Genomic DNA, 17176 nt, shown 5'->3' with positions numbered 1-17176 from the left:
GGCGTCACGCGACTGCCACGACATCAAGGATGCGCTGGATAACCCGGTCCTGATCGATACCGGCCGCTTCCGCTTCGAACGACAGGATGATCCGGTGACGCAGGACGTCGAACAGCACAGCCTGAATATCTTCGGGGCTGACAAAGTCGCGTCCGGCCAGCCACGCGTGAGCCCGTGAGCAGCGATCCAGGGCAATGGAACCGCGCGGGCTGGCGCCATAGGAAATCCACTCGGCCATTTCCGGATCGAATTTGCCCGGCGTGCGCGTGGCCATGACCAGTTGCACCAGATATTCTTCTACCGCGTCGGCCATGTAGAGGTTAAGAATTTCCTTGCGGGCAGCAAAAATCGCTTGTTGGCTGACCCGACGTTCGGGTTTGGTTTCGCCATTGAGCGCTTCGCCACGGGCCTGTTGCAGAATCTTGCGTTCGACGGCGGCGTCCGGGAAGCCGATCTTGACGTGCATCAGGAAGCGGTCGAGCTGTGCTTCCGGCAAAGGGTAAGTGCCTTCCTGCTCAATCGGGTTCTGGGTGGCCATCACCAGAAACAGCGGAGACAGCTCGTAAGTGCTGCGCCCGACGCTGACTTGCCGTTCGGCCATGGCTTCCAGCAAGGCTGACTGCACCTTGGCCGGAGCGCGGTTGATTTCGTCGGCCAGTACCAGATTGTGGAAGATCGGCCCCTGTTGGAAGACGAAGCTGCCGGTTTCCGGGCGATAGATCTCCGTCCCGGTGATGTCGGCAGGCAGCAGGTCAGGGGTGAACTGGATGCGATGAAATTGCGCTTCGATGCCTTCCGCCAGTTCCTTGATCGCTTTGGTCTTGGCCAGACCGGGCGCGCCTTCGACCAACATGTGGCCGTCGGCGAGCAGGGCGATCAACAAGCGTTCGATCAGTTTTTCCTGGCCGAGAATCTGCGTAGAAAGAAAGGTTCGCAGCGCAATCAGCGCTTCACGATGTTCCATCGATGACTGTTCCTGGCAGGTAATCAGCGGCGTCAGGTGACACCGAAGCTGGGGGCGTTACTTTAATCCATAGAGGGGCGTTCCGACTAACGGCGACAGGTTTTTTCTGGTATTCCGGGCATAAGATTACAAGCTACTCAGAATTGTCCTACTTTACGCGTTGACGGCTTGTAGGAATTGAGGCCGTTAGCGGGAGTCTGTTGATCTGCCCCCGGTTTTTGGCTGCGCTTTACACAAATCGCGCCCGATAAAACATCGATGCGTTCTCCCAGAGCACCATTTGCGCATCGCGCTCGCCAATGGCGTCCTTGATCATGTCGATATCGCTGGTTCGAAACGGTCGAGGCGCGCGGGTGCATGGCAGGTCGGTGCCGAACATCAGCGCGTGGGGATTGGCGGCGAAGATATCCTTGAGGACAGCCGCCACCGGAAAATCCACCCGGCCGAAACCGCTGGCCTTGATGTGTACGCCACCTTCGGCCAGCCGGAGCACGCTGGGCAGGCCCTCCGCGCTCAGGCCCAGGTGGTCGATGCTGACTTTTGGCAGTTGCAGCAGGCGGCTTTCAATATCGGGCAATTCTTTGGAATCCACATACAGCTCGGTATGCCAGCCCACCCGTTCAAATACGCGCCTGGCCAGGGTTTCCAACTGATCCAGTTGCTCCGAGCCGCCGCGCCTGAGGTTGAAGCGCACTGCGCGCACGCCGAAGCCGTTGAGGGTTTCCAGTTCGGCGTTGGTGATGTTGGCGGGCACCTGGGTCACGCCAACGAAGCCGGAACCCAGTCGGCGCAGCGCTTCAAGCAGATACCCCTGATCAAAGCCCTGAAACGAGCCCGACACAACCGCGCCGCCGACCACCCCCAGAGGAGCGGTCAATGCCTGATAGTTGGCGACGCGAAAAGGTTTCGGCATAAAGCCATCGTTGGCTTTGAGGGGGAAACGCGGGTCAATGATGTGGCAATGGGCGTCGAAAATCGGCTGGGTCATGACGGCTCCGGTCCGTGTACTGAGAGCGCCCAATTTACTCACATTGGCTTAAGCGATCTCGCTGACATATGTACCGACATTTTCCAGAATTATCTGCAATGTCTCTTCCACGTCCCGCAGCTCATCGGCTGAAGTGGAGTGGTGGATTTCAAATACCTGGTGGCCATCCAGTTCGCTGCCGTCCGCCGCATCGATTTCCACCAGCAGGCGCTCGGCACTCAAGGTCACCTTCAGGCTGGAAACGGTGTGCGTCTTGTCGTCGCGAATAGTGATTTCCACCTCGTTTTCATCCGGGAAACGGGTCAGGGAAAACAGCTCGCCGTCTTCACTGTGGCAGCAGAGCAGCGCCATATCGTCATATTCGTCGTCGCACGGGTTAACGATGAGGCTGGCGGTGGTGATTTGCATTTGGGCGTTCCTGATCTGGCCGGGGGTGGCCAATTTTGCCAGTGTTGCCCGATTTTTGCTGGGTAATTACGGCCTGCACTCGACGTGGCCGTAACCTTTGGAAAACCTTCATTAATTCATAATTTGATATCGCGTCTATCTTGGATTAGGCATGCGACCTGAGCGTCAAGTATCGGGCTGCATCGAGTTATTAAGAAACTTGTAAGACCAGGGAGGTCTTCTATGAAATACAACAATCAAGGAAGAAGAATCAGCAAAGCCTCAATGATGTGGGCCATTGTCATCGCCGGTATGTTGGGGCAGTTTACTGTCGCCTTGCCCACGGTTCAGGCCAACGAGAGTGTCATACCTCTTTCAGTGTGGAAGGATTGGAAGTTCTTGGGCGGGCTCAATATTGATGCGCCGCTGCAACCCGGTGACGTCGTTAAAGTCCGTTTTCTTTCACCCACCAATGAAGAGTTGTATGCCTTCTCAATCACGGTAGTTGAGGGCGACAAAGGTAGTCGTGCCTGGGCAATGCGATTGTTAGACCAAATAAAAAAGGCAAATGTCGGGGTGGTGTCCGGCAATCCCAACGCAAACCATGGAGGGTTGGAAAATGATGGATGGGGTGTGGCGACACGGTATTTCTACGCCGTCACGCCGGGTATGTATTCCCGTGCAATCAGTGAGGTCCATCCTGTGAAGGGCGGGGTGACCACTCAACCTGAAGATGACGCCGGATCTATGATTTTTGACGCGCCGTCCATCGTTAAGAAAGACGAAAGTTTTAGTTATCAGGTGGGTGGCGGCGGCGGTACAGAGACCCGAACAGTGCTTGTAGGTGTCTTTGATAACGCGACCGGTGAGCGAGTAGCCTTTAATCAACCGCAGGTCAGTGCGACTTACGCACCGCGTTTCGACTTGCACGTCGCCGATAATTGGACCGGTCCGTTAACCATGATTGCTACCGTCAATGTCTGGAGCAAACCCGAGAAAAGCTTTATGAAGGTCCAAACTATTCAGCTGAAAGACGCTGCCACGTATGACCATGTTTTTCCGCAAGGATTCGAAAGTTACAGGGCAGGAACTAAAGTGTTCCAGTCCAAAGATCAAAACATCTACGAATGTAAACCCTTCCCCTACAGCGGTTATTGCACCCAGTGGAGCCCCGGCAATATTCAGTTTGAGCCAGGAATTGGCAGCAACTGGCAGGAAGCCTGGCTCTTGAAATAATGACGTTTACTTGACTGGCGGAAAATCCCCGTCCGGCCACGCAGCAGTGCGTGGTCGGTTTTTCGCTTCTGCGCCCGTCGACAATGGTGACGCACCTGCTCCCTTTTTGAGGTCATCGCGGCATCATCAGGCTACGAGCCGATGACTGAATATGTCGCAGCCTCGCAAGCAGTCGCCCGCCCGCTGTCGTTAAGCTTGAGGTCATCTGAACGGAGGAGAAAAGGCCCTGCGTTACGGGTGGACTTTTCTGACAGCGATTTTCGGCATTTCGATGTGACGAGTCGCACACCGCAAGCGTTAGTTCTTTAGCTTTACACTCAGCCATGCTTTGCTGTCCTGCCCGTTACCCTCGGCACAGCATGGTCCGCGACCTAACCATCCAGCTTCCTCCTTATAAAAGCCAAAGCGGAGTACCACAGATGGCGTTCTTCACCGCAGCCAGCAAGCCCGACTTCCAGCATCAACTGCAAGCGGCACTGGCGCAGCACATCAGCGAACAGGCACTGCCACAAGTGGCGCTGTTTGCCGAGCAATTCTTCGGCATCATTTCCCTGGATGAACTGACCCAGCGTCGGTTGTCCGACCTCGTCGGTTGTACCTTGTCGGCATGGCGTCTGCTGGAGCGCTTCGAGCACGCCCAGCCGCTGGTGCGGGTCTACAACCCCGATTACGAACGGCATGGCTGGCAATCGACACACACCGCCGTCGAAGTGCTGCATCACGACCTGCCATTCCTGGTGGATTCGGTGCGCACCGAGCTGAACCGTCGCGGCTACAGCATTCACACCTTGCAGACCACGGTCCTGAGTGTGCGTCGTGGCAGCAAAGGTGAATTGCTGGAGTTGCTGCCCAAGGGCACGACTGGCGAAGACGTGCTGCAAGAATCGCTGATGTATCTGGAGATCGATCGCTGCGCCAACACCAGCGAGCTGAATGTGCTGGCTCGCGAGCTGGAGCAGGTGCTGGGTGAAGTGCGGGTTGCGGTAGAAGATTTCGAACCGATGAAAGCCAAGCTCCACGAGCTGCTGGCTGGCATCGATGACGTGCAGTACGGCGTTGATGAAGGTGAAAAGTCTGAGATCAAGGCGTTTCTGCAGTGGCTGGTGAACAACCACTTCACGTTCCTGGGCTACGAAGAATTCCAGGTGCGGGGCGAGGCCGATGGCGGCCAGCTGATCTATGACGAATCCTCGTTCCTGGGCCTGACCAAACGCCTGCGCGCCGGGTTGACCGAAGACGATCTGCACATCGAAGGCTACGCAGTGAACTACCTGCATGAGCCGACGCTGCTGTCGTTCGCCAAGGCGGCCCATCCGAGCCGTGTGCATCGTCCTGCTTATCCGGACTACGTGTCGATCCGCCAGATTGACGCGTCCGGCAAGGTCATCAAGGAATGCCGCTTCATGGGCCTCTACACCTCATCGGTGTATGGCGAGAGCGTTCGGGAAATCCCGTACATCCGCCGCAAGGTCGCAGAAGTTGAACGCCGTTCCGGCTTCGATGCCAAGGCGCACCTGGGCAAGGAACTGGCTCAGGTGGTCGAAGTATTGCCCCGTGACGATCTGTTCCAGACGCCCGTGGACGAATTGTTCAGCACCGTGATGTCCATCGTGCAGATCCAGGAGCGCAACAAGATTCGTGTGTTCCTGCGCAAAGACCCGTACGGCCGCTTCTGCTATTGCCTGGCTTACGTACCGCGTGACGTGTATTCCACTGAAGTACGCCAGAAAATCCAGCAAGTGTTGATGGACCGCCTGAAGGCGAGCGACTGCGAGTTCTGGACGTTCTTCTCCGAATCCGTGCTGGCGCGTGTGCAGCTGATCCTGCGCGTCGATCCGAAGGTCAACCTGAACATCGATCCGCTGCAACTGGAAAACGAAGTCATCCAGGCCTGCCGTTCGTGGAAAGACGATTACGCCAGTCTGGTGGTGGAAAGCTTCGGCGAAGCCCACGGCACCAACGTTCTGGCCGATTTTCCGAAAGGCTTCCCGGCCGGTTATCGCGAGCGTTTCGCGGCGCATTCGGCTGTGGTCGACATGCAGCATCTGTTGAGCCTGAACGAAACCAATCCGCTGGTGATGAGCTTTTATCAGCCGCTGACCGGTGGCAAGCAGCAGCTGCACTGCAAGCTGTATCACGCCGATACGCCGCTGGCGCTGTCCGACGTGCTACCGATTCTGGAAAACCTCGGCCTGCGCGTGCTGGGTGAGTTCCCGTATCGCCTGCACCACAGCAATGGTCGCGAGTTCTGGATTCATGATTTCGCCTTTACCTATGGCGAAGGGCTGAACCTGGACATCCAGCAGCTCAACGACACCTTGCAGGACGCGTTCGTCCACATCGTGCGTGGCGAAGCCGAGAACGATGCGTTCAACCGCCTGGTGCTGACCGCTGGTTTGCCATGGCGTGACGTGGCGTTGCTGCGCGCTTATGCCCGTTATCTGAAACAGATTCGCCTGGGCTTCGACCTGGGTTATATCGCGGCGACCCTGAACAATCACACGGATATCGCCCGTGAGCTGACGCGGCTGTTCAAGACCCGCTTCTATCTGGCGCGCAAGCTGGCCGCCGACGATCTGGACGACAAGCAGCAACGTCTGGAACAAGCGATTCTGGCCGCACTGGACGACGTTCAGGTGCTCAACGAAGACCGCATCCTGCGTCGTTACCTGGACTTGATCAAGGCGACCCAGCGCACCAACTTCTATCAGACCGATGCCAACGGTCAGAACAAGAGCTACTTCAGCTTCAAGTTCAACCCACGGCAGATTCCCGAACTGCCGAAACCGGTGCCCAAGTTCGAGATTTTCGTCTATTCGCCGCGTGTCGAAGGCGTGCATCTGCGCTTCGGTAACGTTGCCCGTGGCGGCCTGCGCTGGTCCGACCGTGAAGAAGATTACCGCACCGAAGTGCTGGGCCTGGTAAAAGCCCAGCAAGTGAAGAACTCGGTGATCGTGCCGGTCGGCGCCAAGGGCGGTTTCCTGCCGCGTCGTCTGCCATTGGGCGGCGGTCGCGATGAAATCCAGGCCGAAGGTATCGCCTGCTATCGCATCTTCATCTCCGGTTTGCTCGACATCACCGACAACCTCAAGGAAGGCACATTGGTGCCGCCGGTCAACGTCGTGCGTCATGACGATGATGACCCGTACCTCGTGGTTGCGGCCGACAAAGGCACGGCGACGTTCTCCGATATCGCCAACGGCATCGCCATCGATTACGGCTTCTGGCTGGGCGATGCGTTTGCTTCCGGCGGCTCGGCCGGTTACGACCACAAGAAAATGGGTATTACCGCCAAAGGTGCGTGGGTCGGCGTGCAGCGCCACTTCCGCGAACGCGGCATCAACGTCCAGCAAGACAATATCAGCGTGATCGGTATCGGCGACATGGCCGGCGACGTGTTCGGCAACGGCCTGCTGATGTCGGACAAACTGCAGCTGGTCGCCGCGTTCAACCATTTGCATATCTTCATCGATCCAAACCCGGAACCGACGAGCAGCTTCGCCGAGCGTCAGCGTCTGTTCGACTTGCCGCGTTCGGCCTGGACCGATTACGACACCAGCATCATGTCCGCTGGCGGCGGAATCTTCCCGCGTAGCCTGAAAAGCATCGCCATCAGCGCCGAGATGAAAGAGCGTTTCGACATCAAGGCTGACAAGCTGACGCCAACCGAGCTGCTCAACGCCTTGCTCAAGGCCCCGGTGGATCTGCTGTGGAACGGTGGCATCGGTACTTACGTCAAGTCCAGCCTGGAAACCCATGCCGATGTGGGCGACAAGGCCAATGACGCGCTGCGGGTCAACGGCAACGAGCTGCGCTGCAAGGTCGTGGGCGAGGGCGGTAACCTGGGCATGACGCAGCTGGGTCGTGTCGAGTTCGGCCTCAATGGCGGCGGTTCCAACACCGACTTCATTGATAACGCCGGTGGCGTTGACTGCTCCGACCACGAAGTGAACATCAAGATCCTGCTCAACGAAGTGGTGCAGGCCGGTGACATGACCGAGAAGCAGCGCAACCAGTTGCTGGAAAGCATGACCGATGAAGTCGGCCATCTGGTGTTGGGCAACAACTACAAACAGACTCAGGCATTGTCCCTGGCGACACGTCGCGCCTACGAGCGCATCGCCGAATACAAACGCCTGATGAGTGATCTGGAAGCCCGTGGCAAGCTGGATCGCGCCATCGAGTTCCTGCCTGCCGAGGATCAGATTGCCGAACGCGTCGCGGATGGCAAGGGTCTGACCCGTCCGGAGCTGTCGGTGCTGATTTCCTACAGCAAGATCGATCTCAAGGAGGCGTTGCTGGAATCCCGTGTTCCGGACGACGATTACCTGGCGCGCGACATGGAAACCGCGTTCCCGCCGTCCCTGGCGGCGAAGTTTGGGGATTCCATGCGTCAGCATCGCCTGAAGCGCGAGATCGTCAGCACCCAGATCGCCAACGATCTGGTCAACCACATGGGCATCACCTTCGTGCAGCGACTCAAAGAGTCCACCGGCATGAGTGCGGCCAACGTGGCGGGCGCTTACGTGATCGTGCGGGACATCTTCCACCTGCCGCACTGGTTCCGTCAGATCGAAGCGCTGGACTACAAGGTTCCTGCTGAAATCCAGCTGGCGTTGATGGACGAACTGATGCGTCTGGGTCGCCGAGCTACCCGCTGGTTCCTGCGCAGCCGGCGCAATGAACTGGATGCCGGTCGCGACGTGGCGCACTTCGGTCCGCATATCGCGACGCTGGGTCTGAAACTCGACGAACTGCTGGAAGGCCCGACTCGGGAAATCTGGCAGACCCGATATCAGGCTTACGTCGAAGCGGGCGTGCCGGAGCTGTTGGCGCGGATGGTGGCTGGTACTAGCCACTTGTACACCTTGCTGCCGATCATCGAAGCCTCCGACGTCACCGGTCAGAACGCTGCCGATGTGGCCAAGGCTTACTTCGCCGTGGGCAGTGCGCTGGACGTGACCTGGTACCTGCAACAGATCAGCAGCCTGCCGGTGGAAAACAACTGGCAAGCCCTGGCCCGCGAAGCGTTCCGTGATGATATCGACTGGCAGCAACGGGCGATCACCATCTCCGTCCTGCAAATGGTCGATGGTCCTGCCGACATTGAAGAGCGCCTGAACCTGTGGCTGGAGCAGCACAGCACCATGGTCGACCGCTGGCGCGCGATGCTGGTGGATATTCGTGCGGCAAGCGGCACGGATTACGCCATGTATGCGGTGGCAAACCGTGAGTTGCTGGACCTGGCCATGAGCGGACAGCCTTTGGCTGCTTGATGGGTTGATTCAGCAGTAACCAAAACCCTGCATCGTGAGATGTGGGGTTTTTTATTAGTGGAGATAGGGGGGGGCATATCCGGTGCTGCGGTAACGGCTACTTAGGGTTGCGCTTTTACAGCGCCTCACTTTTGAAAAGCCCAAAAGTAAGCAAAAGGCTCTTGCCGGTATGACTCACCCACATGGGTTACAAATCAGTTCAAGCACATAGGTAACAGTTATTAACTGGCATGGTCGATTTCGCGAGGATCTGACCATGCCCTGGAAAGAGCTGAAACCTATGGACCTCAAAGTGATGTTCATCGCGGCGTATCTGTCTGAAGAGCACAGCTTTAGCCAGCTGTGTCAGGACTATCAGATCAGCCGAAAGACTGGCTATAAGTGGGTCGAACGCTATCGTGGGCCGCCGCAAAGGGCCATCCCTGGCCCAGTGCGGCTAACCCGGCGTCCTGCCGGGTTGCCCACGGCTCAAGGCCTTCGTTCGGCCAGCGTGGTTTAACGGGGCGCCCAAGATCAAAATCAAAATCGCGGCGGCCTGAGAGCCGACCTGATTGAGTGAACTTGCCTCGCGGTTTTCGTTGCTTGCGACATTGCATTAGCGAATGGATGCCCAGAGTGACCGCTATTCTGTTGGACCCCACGCGTTGACTCCTGCAGTTTGTGCGGATGCTTTTGATCTGCTTTTGATCTTAAGCGCCCCGTCAAACCACGCTGGCCGAAATTCGATGTTGATTTGGAGGGTAAACCGGCAGGACGCCGGTTTAGCCGCACTGGGCCAGGGATGGCCCTTTGCGGCGGCCCTCCAAATCAATGTCGGATTACGGGCATGCCGAGCCAAAGCGAGGGACCGAGTGGTGGGGCAAGAGCGCTTTGGTTACTTTCGCGCTTTTCGAAAGTGACGCGCCGTAAGGGCGCAACCCTAAGCCGCCGTTACCGCAGCAACGGATATGTACTCAATCTTGTTCAACATCACTGGCCCCTTCCCGGCTAAAGCCGGTCCCACAGGTTTCGCAGCGACTGTACAAAAGCAATAAAAAAACCCCGTCACAAGGACGGGGTTCTTTTAACGCTGGATTTCGCTTTTACGATTGAATAACCGGAATCTTGGCATTCGCTGCGGCTTCGCGGAACTCGGCGATCTGATCGAAGCTCAGGTAGCGGTATACGTCCGCTGCCATGGTGTCGATCTGGTTTGCGTAGCCCATGTACTCTTCGACGGTCGGCAGGCGACCCAGGATCGAAGCAACGGACGCCAGCTCGGCCGAGGCCAGGAAGACGTTCGCGCCGTCGCCCAGACGGTTCGGGAAGTTACGGGTCGACGTCGACACGACGGTCGAATTCGGCTCAACCCGTGCCTGGTTACCCATGCACAGCGAGCAGCCCGGCATTTCCATACGCGCGCCAGCCTTGCCGTAGATGCCGTAGTAGCCTTCTTCGGTCAGCTGATGGGCGTCCATCTTGGTCGGCGGCGACAGCCACAGACGTGTCGGCAGTTGCCCTTTGACCTGATCCAGCAACTTGCCCGCAGCGCGGAAGTGGCCGATGTTGGTCATGCAGGAACCGATGAACACTTCGTCGATCTTCTCGCCAGCAACGCTGGACAGCAGACGGGCGTCGTCCGGGTCGTTCGGCGCGCAGAGCACAGGCTCTTTGACGTCGGCCAGGTCGATTTCGATGATTTCGGCGTATTCAGCGTCGGCATCGGCAACCATCAGTTCCGGATTGGCAACCCAGGCTTCCATCGCTTGCGCGCGACGTTCCAGAGTCCGTGCATCGCCGTAGCCTTCGCCGATCATCCAGCGCAGCAGGGTGATGTTGGATTTCAGGTATTCGCTGATGGACTCTTTCGACAGCTTGATGGTGCAACCGGCAGCGGAACGTTCGGCCGAGGCGTCGGACAGTTCAAAGGCCTGCTCGATGCTCAGGTCGTCCAGACCTTCGATTTCCAGGATGCGGCCGGAGAAGGCGTTCTTCTTGCCTTTCTTCTCGACGGTCAACAGGCCAGCCTGAATCGCGAAGTAAGGAATGGCGTGAACCAGGTCGCGCAAGGTGATGCCAGGTTGCATCTTGCCTTTGAAGCGCACCAGGATCGATTCCGGCATGTCCAGCGGCATAACGCCAGTGGCAGCGGCGAACGCAACCAGACCGGAACCGGCCGGGAACGAAATGCCCATCGGGAAACGGGTGTGGGAGTCACCACCGGTGCCGACGGTGTCCGGCAGCAGCATGCGGTTCAGCCAGCTGTGGATGATGCCGTCGCCCGGACGCAGGGAAACGCCGCCGCGGGTCATGATGAAGTCAGGCAGCGTGTGGTGCGTGGTGACGTCGATCGGTTTTGGATAGGCTGCGGTGTGGCAGAACGACTGCATGACCAGATCGGTAGAGAAACCCAGGCATGCCAGGTCTTTCAGTTCGTCGCGGGTCATCGGGCCAGTGGTGTCCTGGGAACCGACGGTGGTCATCTTCGGTTCGCAGTACGTGCCTGGACGAACGCCTTTGCCTTCCGGCAGGCCGCATGCCTTGCCGACCATTTTCTGCGCCAGGGTGTAACCCTTGTCGCTTTCAGCCGGAGGCTCAGGCAGCTTGAACAATGTCGAAGCTGGCAGACCCAGTTCGGTACGGGCTTTTTCGGTCAGGCCACGGCCGATGATCAGCGGGATACGACCGCCGGCACGAACTTCGTCCAACAGGACCGGCGTCTTCATTTCGAAGGTGGTCAGGACTTCATCAGTACCGTGTTTGCAGACTTTGCCAGCATGCGGATACAGGTCGATCACGTCGCCCATGTTCATGTTGGTAACGTCGAATTCGATTGGCAGTGCGCCAGCATCTTCCATGGTGTTGTAGAAGATCGGAGCGATCTTGCTGCCGAAGCAGAAACCGCCAGCACGCTTGTTCGGCACGTAAGGAACGTCGTCGCCGAAGAACCACAACACCGAGTTGGTCGCGGATTTACGCGAAGAACCGGTGCCGACCACGTCGCCGACATAGGCAATAGGGAAGCCCTGGGCGCGCATTTCTTCGATCTGCTTCATCGGACCGATGGAGCCTTGAACGTCAGGCACGATGCCGTCGCGAGCCATTTTCAACATGGCGAGGGCGTGCAGCGGGATGTCAGGACGGGACCATGCATCCGGTGCCGGAGACAGGTCGTCGGTGTTGGTTTCGCCAGTCACCTTGAAGACGCGCAGGCTGATCTTGTCGGCCAGGGTCGGACGCTTCTGGAACCACTCGCCGTCAGCCCAGGATTGCAGCACTTCCTTGGCTTGAACGTTGCCGTTCTTGGCTTTTTCAGCGACGTCGTGGAACGCATCGAACATCAGCAGCGTGTGCTTGAGTTCTTTGGCGGCAACCGGTGCGAGGGTAGCGTCATCCAGCAAGTCGACCAGCGTGACGATGTTGTAGCCGCCCTGCATGGTGCCGAGCAATTCGACAGCGCGCTTTTTATCGATCAACGGCGAAGTGGCTTCACCCTTGGCCAGGGCAGACAGGAAACCGGCTTTGACGTAGGCAGCTTCGTCAACGCCAGGTGGAACGCGATTGGTGATCAGGTCGACAAGGAAAGCTTCTTCGCCAGCCGGGGGATTCTTCAGCAGCTCGATCAGGCCTGCAGTTTGTTCGGCGTTAAGCGGCTGGGGCACGATACCCTGGGCGGCACGCTCTTCGATGTGTTTACGGTAGGCTTCAAGCACAGTATTACCCTCATCAGTGGTCCCAAATGGGTGTCCGGGACGCTCATCCAGGAATTACCCGATACCTGCACGACGAAACTTTTTGAGTTCCTTGGCCAGGGTAAATCGGCAATTCCTTACAGAAGCTGTTTTCAAAGTTTTACGCCTGCAGGACGGCTGATGAGTGTTGACGAAGGCGCGAAACCTGCGTCAACACCGACTGCGGGGTTAACTTGACTGTGCTCGTGACGCTTTGAAAACAGCTTCCAACGGACATTGGCGCCTTAAAAGGCTCGCTGATTCTACGGCAAAACTCCGCCAAAGGTAAGTTAAGCCCTACACCTTCGGGGGTGAACACTGTTAGACAAAGGGCTAACATGTGGGCTTGTCACGCCTTTCGTTGCCCTGTCCGCCATGCCCAATCAAATCATCAAAACGCCCTGCGTCGGCCTGTGTTCCACTGTTTACGGGGACTTGGTCTGTCGTGGCTGCAAGCGTTTTCATCATGAAGTGATCAATTGGAACGGCTATAACGAAGCTGAAAAACGTGCAGTGTGGCTGCGTCTTGAGCAGTTGCTGGTGCAGGTCATGACCGCCAAACTCGAAGTGTTCGACGCCGAAAAACTGCGCCTGCAACTGGTGCAGCGCAAAATCCGCTTCGTGCCCAACCAATCCGAATATTGTTGGGCCTATCAGCTGATCGCCCGGGGCGCGCGGGTGATCTCCAACATAGAAGCCTATGGTCTGGCGCTATTGCCGGAATTTCGCGATTGGCCGCTGCCGGATCTGCGCGATGCCATTGATCGGGAGTTTTTTCTGCTGTCCGAGGCGCATTACGAGCGCTACATCGCGCCGGGGTTTCTCAAGGATGCGTTTGGCGGGTGAGCGGCGCCTGCGAAAAACCGGTGCTTCAACCCTTCACCCAGACCTCTTCCAGATGCCTGACGATTTCTTCGGTCTTGAGCACCAGTACGTCGCTTTCCAGCGAATCCAGTACCACTTCGGCGGTGTTGCCGATCAGTGCGCCGGATATCCCGCTGCGCGCCACGGTGCCGATGATGGTCACCACTGCACCCAACTGACGGGCGGTGAACGGGATCAGCACGTCGGCCGGCCCTTCGGCAATGTGCAGATGACTGTCGTCAATGTCGAACTCGGTCTGGAATGCCTGACATTGCTCGCGATAGCGCGCTTCGATGGTTTCCTTGAGCTGAAACACCGGATCGGCCGCCGACAGCATCGGCGACGGATGCGCTGCAATCACGTGCAGTTGAGCCTTGGCCAAGGCGGCGATGTCGTAACCGCGATCAATGATGTCGAAGTGCAGCGCACGGTGCTCGCCGTCGGCGTTACCCACATCAACCGCCGCCAGGATCACGCCGTTCACCCATGACCTGTCGGTCTTGACCATCAACACCGGGCTTGGGCATCGACGCAGCAGCTTCCAGTCCTCAGGCGTGAGCAGCGCTTTCTTCAACGGGTTGTCGGGTAAGTGCTGTTTGATCACCAGCCCGCAGCCTTCAGCCTGCTGCACCTGGATGATGGTTTTGTGCTGGGTTTCATTCCACGCCTGCTCGGCCGTGGCGCTAAAGCCCTCGTCATGCAAGCGTCGTTTGAGTTCGACCAGCAGGGCGTTGTTGGGATGGTTTTTGCGGTCGCAGATCAGCAGATGCAGATGCGCCTGGGTGACGCCCGCGATCAACCGCGCTCGCCTAAGCGCCAGGCTGTCAGGGTGATCGGGTTCGATGACCACGAGGATGCTGCGGATGGCTTGCATGAATTGGATCTCCCGGCTGCATAAGCACCCGGTAACTATAGTTGTGCTGCCCGGAATCGGACGTTGATTCAAGTCAATTTCATTTATATCGCGGGAGTTCGAGCGGCCTCGTATAATGCCGGGCTTTGTCCATCCAGCCATCCGTGAATTCATGTACCCGATCCCTGAAATAGAAGCCTTCCTGCTTTGCCGCACCCCCGACAGCTGGGTCCAGGCCGCTTTGCGCAATCTGGACATCCTGTTGATCGATCATGCGAACAATGAAAAGAAGGCTGCCGGGGCGGCGTTTCAGTTCATGTTCCAGTACAACGACAAGTTCGACCTGCTGAGCAAGATGTCTCGGCTGGCGCGCGAAGAACTGCGTCATTTCGAGCAAGTCATCGCCATCATCAGGAAGCGCGCGATCCCGCTGGTCAATATCAGCTCCGCCCGTTACGCCGGCGCATTGCGCAAGCTGGTGCGCAATCACAATCCGTATCGCCTGACGGATGCGCTGATTGTCGGCGCGATCGTCGAAGCGCGTTCCTGCGAGCGCTTTGCCGCGCTGGTCCCGCATCTGGATGAGGATCTGGCCAAGTTCTATTCCAGCTTGCTGAAGTCCGAGGCGCGGCATTTTCAGGATTATCTGAAACTGGCTCATACCTACGGCGACAAGGCCGATGTCGAGGCCAAGATCCAGGAAATCCTGCTCGCCGAGCGTGAGCTGATCGAAAGTCCGGATGAAGAGTTTCGCTTCCATAGCGGCGTGCCTGCGCTGACTTGATTCTCCTCTCTTTATAGAAGGCGTCCTTGGACGCCTTTTTTACGTCCGAATAGTAAGCAAGCTAATAAAAGCTTGGCCATTTGCTGCCTAAGCAGTAACATCATGTAATTCTCTGCCTAGGCAGCTACTTTGGTGTATCCATGACACATTTCAGTCCTGCGGACTCTCAGTCGACCATCATGGCCATGCTCATCGGTCGCACCAATTCGCTCAAGGATCGAATTCTTGACCAGCAATTGGTGCCCTATTGCGTCACGTCAGCGCAGTTCAAGGTGCTGATCATCGCGGCCCAGTTCGGGGCGGACACGCCTGCGGAGTTGTGTCGTCACCTGTCTCTGGACAGCGGCTCGATGACCCGCATGCTGGATCGACTTGAGCAAAAACAGCTGATCACGCGCACGCGTTCAGCCGCCGACCGGCGTCAGGTGCAACTGGAACTGACGGCAGAGGGCAGGGCAATCACTGATCGTTTGCCGCAGATCGGTGCCGACGCAATGAATGAGCTGCTCGGTGTTCTCGATGAAGAAGAAGTCGCCAGCCTGGAGCGGATCCTGACCAAGGTGCTGGTCAATGCCAACGACCACATCACCATTACTCGCTTGAGCTTCAAAGACACAGGTGCAACATGAACCGCGCGATTTTGCAGGCGCGCCACAGCCTGTTGTTGCTTGCCCTGAGCCTTGCCGGTTGCGCCAATTACAGCGGCCTGGTCACCGAGGGCCAAAGCCTCGATGCCAAGACCCTGCACAGCGAACGCAATCTGCAAGGCATCACGCTTTCACCCGCCGCATGGCCCAAACGTGACTGGTGGAAAAACCTCGGCGATCCGCAGCTTGATGGTTTGATCAGCGAAGCCCTGCGCGACAGCCCGGACATGCAGGTCGCCAGCGCGCGTACTCATCAGGCAATGGCCACTGCGTATGCTGCCGATGCCGCGCGCATGCCGACCGTTGACGCCGACGCCAGCATCAGCCGTTCGCGCCTGGCCAAGGATCAGGACCCGAGCGGTGAGGGCGGGCGTTACAGCACGTTGCGCAGCATGGCGGTCAATTTCAATTACAACTTTGACCTTTGGGGCGGTCAGCGTGCCGCCTGGGAAGCAGCGTTGGGCCAGGCCCGTGCCGCTGAAGTCGATCAGCAGGCTGCGCAGCTGACGTTGGCCGCCGATGTGGCGCGCGCCTACAGCGATTTGGGTCAGGCGTATGTGGTTCACGACCTGGCGACTGAAGATCTCAAACGCACCCGGCAACTGCTGGATCTGGGCGGTCGTCGCCTGCAATCCGGGATCGACAGCCAGTATCAATACCAGCAGACCGAAAGCCTGGAGGCGAACTCCCAGGAACAACTGATCGACGCCGACAAGCGTCTGCGCAGTGCAAAAATCGCCCTGGCGGTATTGCTCGGCAAAGGCCCGGACCGTGGCGAAGACATTTCCCGGCCCAACGTGCTCAAGCCTGCGGTCGTGGCGTTGCCTTCTTCGCTGCCGGCCGAACTGTTGGGTCGTCGTCCGGATATCGTCGCTGCGCGTTGGCGGGTCGAGGCGGCGAGCAAGAACATTGTGGCCGGCAAGACCAACTTCTATCCGAACCTCAATCTCAGCGCCGCTGCGGGCACTGAGTCGTTGCTGGGCGATGCGCTGTTTGGCTCGGCCAGCCGCTTCTTTAATATCGCCCCGACCATTTCCTTGCCGCTGTTCGATGGCGGCCGATTGCGCGCCGACCTCGACGCGCGGGATGCCGATTACGACCTGGCCGTGGCGCAATACAACAAAAGCCTGATTCGGGCCTTGGGTGACGTCAGCGACAACATTGGTCAGCTGCGCGCCATGGACGGCCAGATCCAGGCGCGGCAGCACGCCACCGATGTCATCCAGCAGTCGTTCGACACCGTGACCCAGCGTTACGGCTCGGGCATCGGCAATTACCTGGATGTGCTGACCATCGAACAGCAATTGCTGCAATCCCAACGCCAACTGGCTGATCTCAACGCCGAACGAATCGATTTGTCGATCCAGTTGATGCAGGCCCTGGGCGGCGGTTTCGAGGGGCACGGCCCTGAGCAATCAACCAAGCCGGCCACTTCTTCAACTGCTTCGCTGACTAACTCAAGGTAAT

Annotated in this window: 11 protein-coding genes and 1 pseudogene; 7 read left to right on the top strand and 5 right to left on the bottom strand. The window is 58.1% G+C overall.

What is annotated here, in order from left to right:
- Positions 1 to 4 precede the first annotated feature (4 nt).
- The 3 genes from CFII64_RS00670 to CFII64_RS00660 form a co-directional block, all read right to left on the bottom strand.
- Positions 5 to 964 carry a MoxR family ATPase gene (locus tag CFII64_RS00670; protein WP_020288806.1) on the bottom strand — a complete coding sequence of 320 codons (960 nt, stop codon included), beginning with the start codon at positions 962 to 964 and terminating at the stop codon, positions 5 to 7.
- A 229-nt stretch (positions 965 to 1193) separates the two neighbouring features.
- Positions 1194 to 1952 carry an amidohydrolase family protein gene (locus CFII64_RS00665; protein WP_020288805.1) on the bottom strand — a complete coding sequence of 253 codons (759 nt, stop codon included), beginning with the start codon at positions 1950 to 1952 and terminating at the stop codon, positions 1194 to 1196.
- Between the two features lie 48 nt (positions 1953 to 2000).
- Positions 2001 to 2360: a hypothetical protein gene (locus tag CFII64_RS00660; protein WP_020288804.1), complete on the bottom strand. Its 360-nt coding sequence runs from the start codon at positions 2358 to 2360 to the stop codon at positions 2001 to 2003.
- A gap of 222 nt (positions 2361 to 2582) precedes the next feature.
- On the opposite strand from CFII64_RS00660, the gene CFII64_RS00655 reads away from it, so the two are divergent.
- The 3 genes and pseudogenes from CFII64_RS00655 to CFII64_RS29660 form a co-directional block, all read left to right on the top strand.
- Complete coding sequence (locus CFII64_RS00655) at positions 2583 to 3575, top strand: hypothetical protein (protein WP_020288803.1); 993 nt, start codon at positions 2583 to 2585, stop codon at positions 3573 to 3575.
- 419 nt (positions 3576 to 3994) lie between these two features.
- Entirely contained in the window at positions 3995 to 8851 is a 4857-nt protein-coding gene (locus CFII64_RS00650; protein WP_020288802.1) for an NAD-glutamate dehydrogenase, read from the top strand.
- A gap of 256 nt (positions 8852 to 9107) precedes the next feature.
- Positions 9108 to 9248: pseudogene (locus tag CFII64_RS29660) on the top strand (IS481 family transposase); the annotation flags it as partial.
- A 685-nt stretch (positions 9249 to 9933) separates the two neighbouring features.
- Here CFII64_RS29660 and acnB read toward each other — a convergent pair.
- A complete protein-coding gene (acnB, locus tag CFII64_RS00640) occupies positions 9934 to 12543 on the bottom strand; it encodes a bifunctional aconitate hydratase 2/2-methylisocitrate dehydratase (RefSeq protein ID WP_020288800.1) in 2610 nt (869 codons plus the stop codon).
- A gap of 393 nt (positions 12544 to 12936) precedes the next feature.
- On the opposite strand from acnB, the gene CFII64_RS00635 reads away from it, so the two are divergent.
- Positions 12937 to 13407 carry a DUF1289 domain-containing protein gene (locus tag CFII64_RS00635; RefSeq protein ID WP_020288799.1) on the top strand — a complete coding sequence of 157 codons (471 nt, stop codon included), beginning with the start codon at positions 12937 to 12939 and terminating at the stop codon, positions 13405 to 13407.
- A gap of 25 nt (positions 13408 to 13432) precedes the next feature.
- On the opposite strand, the gene CFII64_RS00630 is transcribed toward CFII64_RS00635, so the two are convergent.
- Positions 13433 to 14299: a universal stress protein gene (locus tag CFII64_RS00630; RefSeq protein WP_020288798.1), complete on the bottom strand. Its 867-nt coding sequence runs from the start codon at positions 14297 to 14299 to the stop codon at positions 13433 to 13435.
- 151 nt (positions 14300 to 14450) lie between these two features.
- On the opposite strand from CFII64_RS00630, the gene CFII64_RS00625 reads away from it, so the two are divergent.
- The 3 genes from CFII64_RS00625 to CFII64_RS00615 all read left to right on the top strand — a co-directional run bounded on the left by CFII64_RS00625 (position 14451) and on the right by CFII64_RS00615 (position 17175).
- On the top strand, positions 14451 to 15062 hold the full coding sequence (locus CFII64_RS00625; protein ID WP_044901070.1) for a tRNA-(ms[2]io[6]A)-hydroxylase: 612 nt from the start codon (positions 14451 to 14453) through the stop codon (positions 15060 to 15062).
- 140 nt (positions 15063 to 15202) lie between these two features.
- Entirely contained in the window at positions 15203 to 15691 is a 489-nt protein-coding gene (locus CFII64_RS00620; RefSeq protein WP_020288796.1) for a MarR family winged helix-turn-helix transcriptional regulator, read from the top strand.
- Complete coding sequence (locus CFII64_RS00615) at positions 15688 to 17175, top strand: efflux transporter outer membrane subunit (protein WP_020288795.1); 1488 nt, start codon at positions 15688 to 15690, stop codon at positions 17173 to 17175. Before CFII64_RS00620 ends, CFII64_RS00615 begins: the two co-directional genes overlap by 4 nt.
- Position 17176: the final 1 nt, after the last annotated feature.

The organism is Pseudomonas sp. CFII64 (assembly GCF_000416235.1).
Lineage (GTDB): Bacteria > Pseudomonadota > Gammaproteobacteria > Pseudomonadales > Pseudomonadaceae > Aquipseudomonas.
This window is presented reverse-complemented; position numbering and strand designations above follow the sequence as displayed.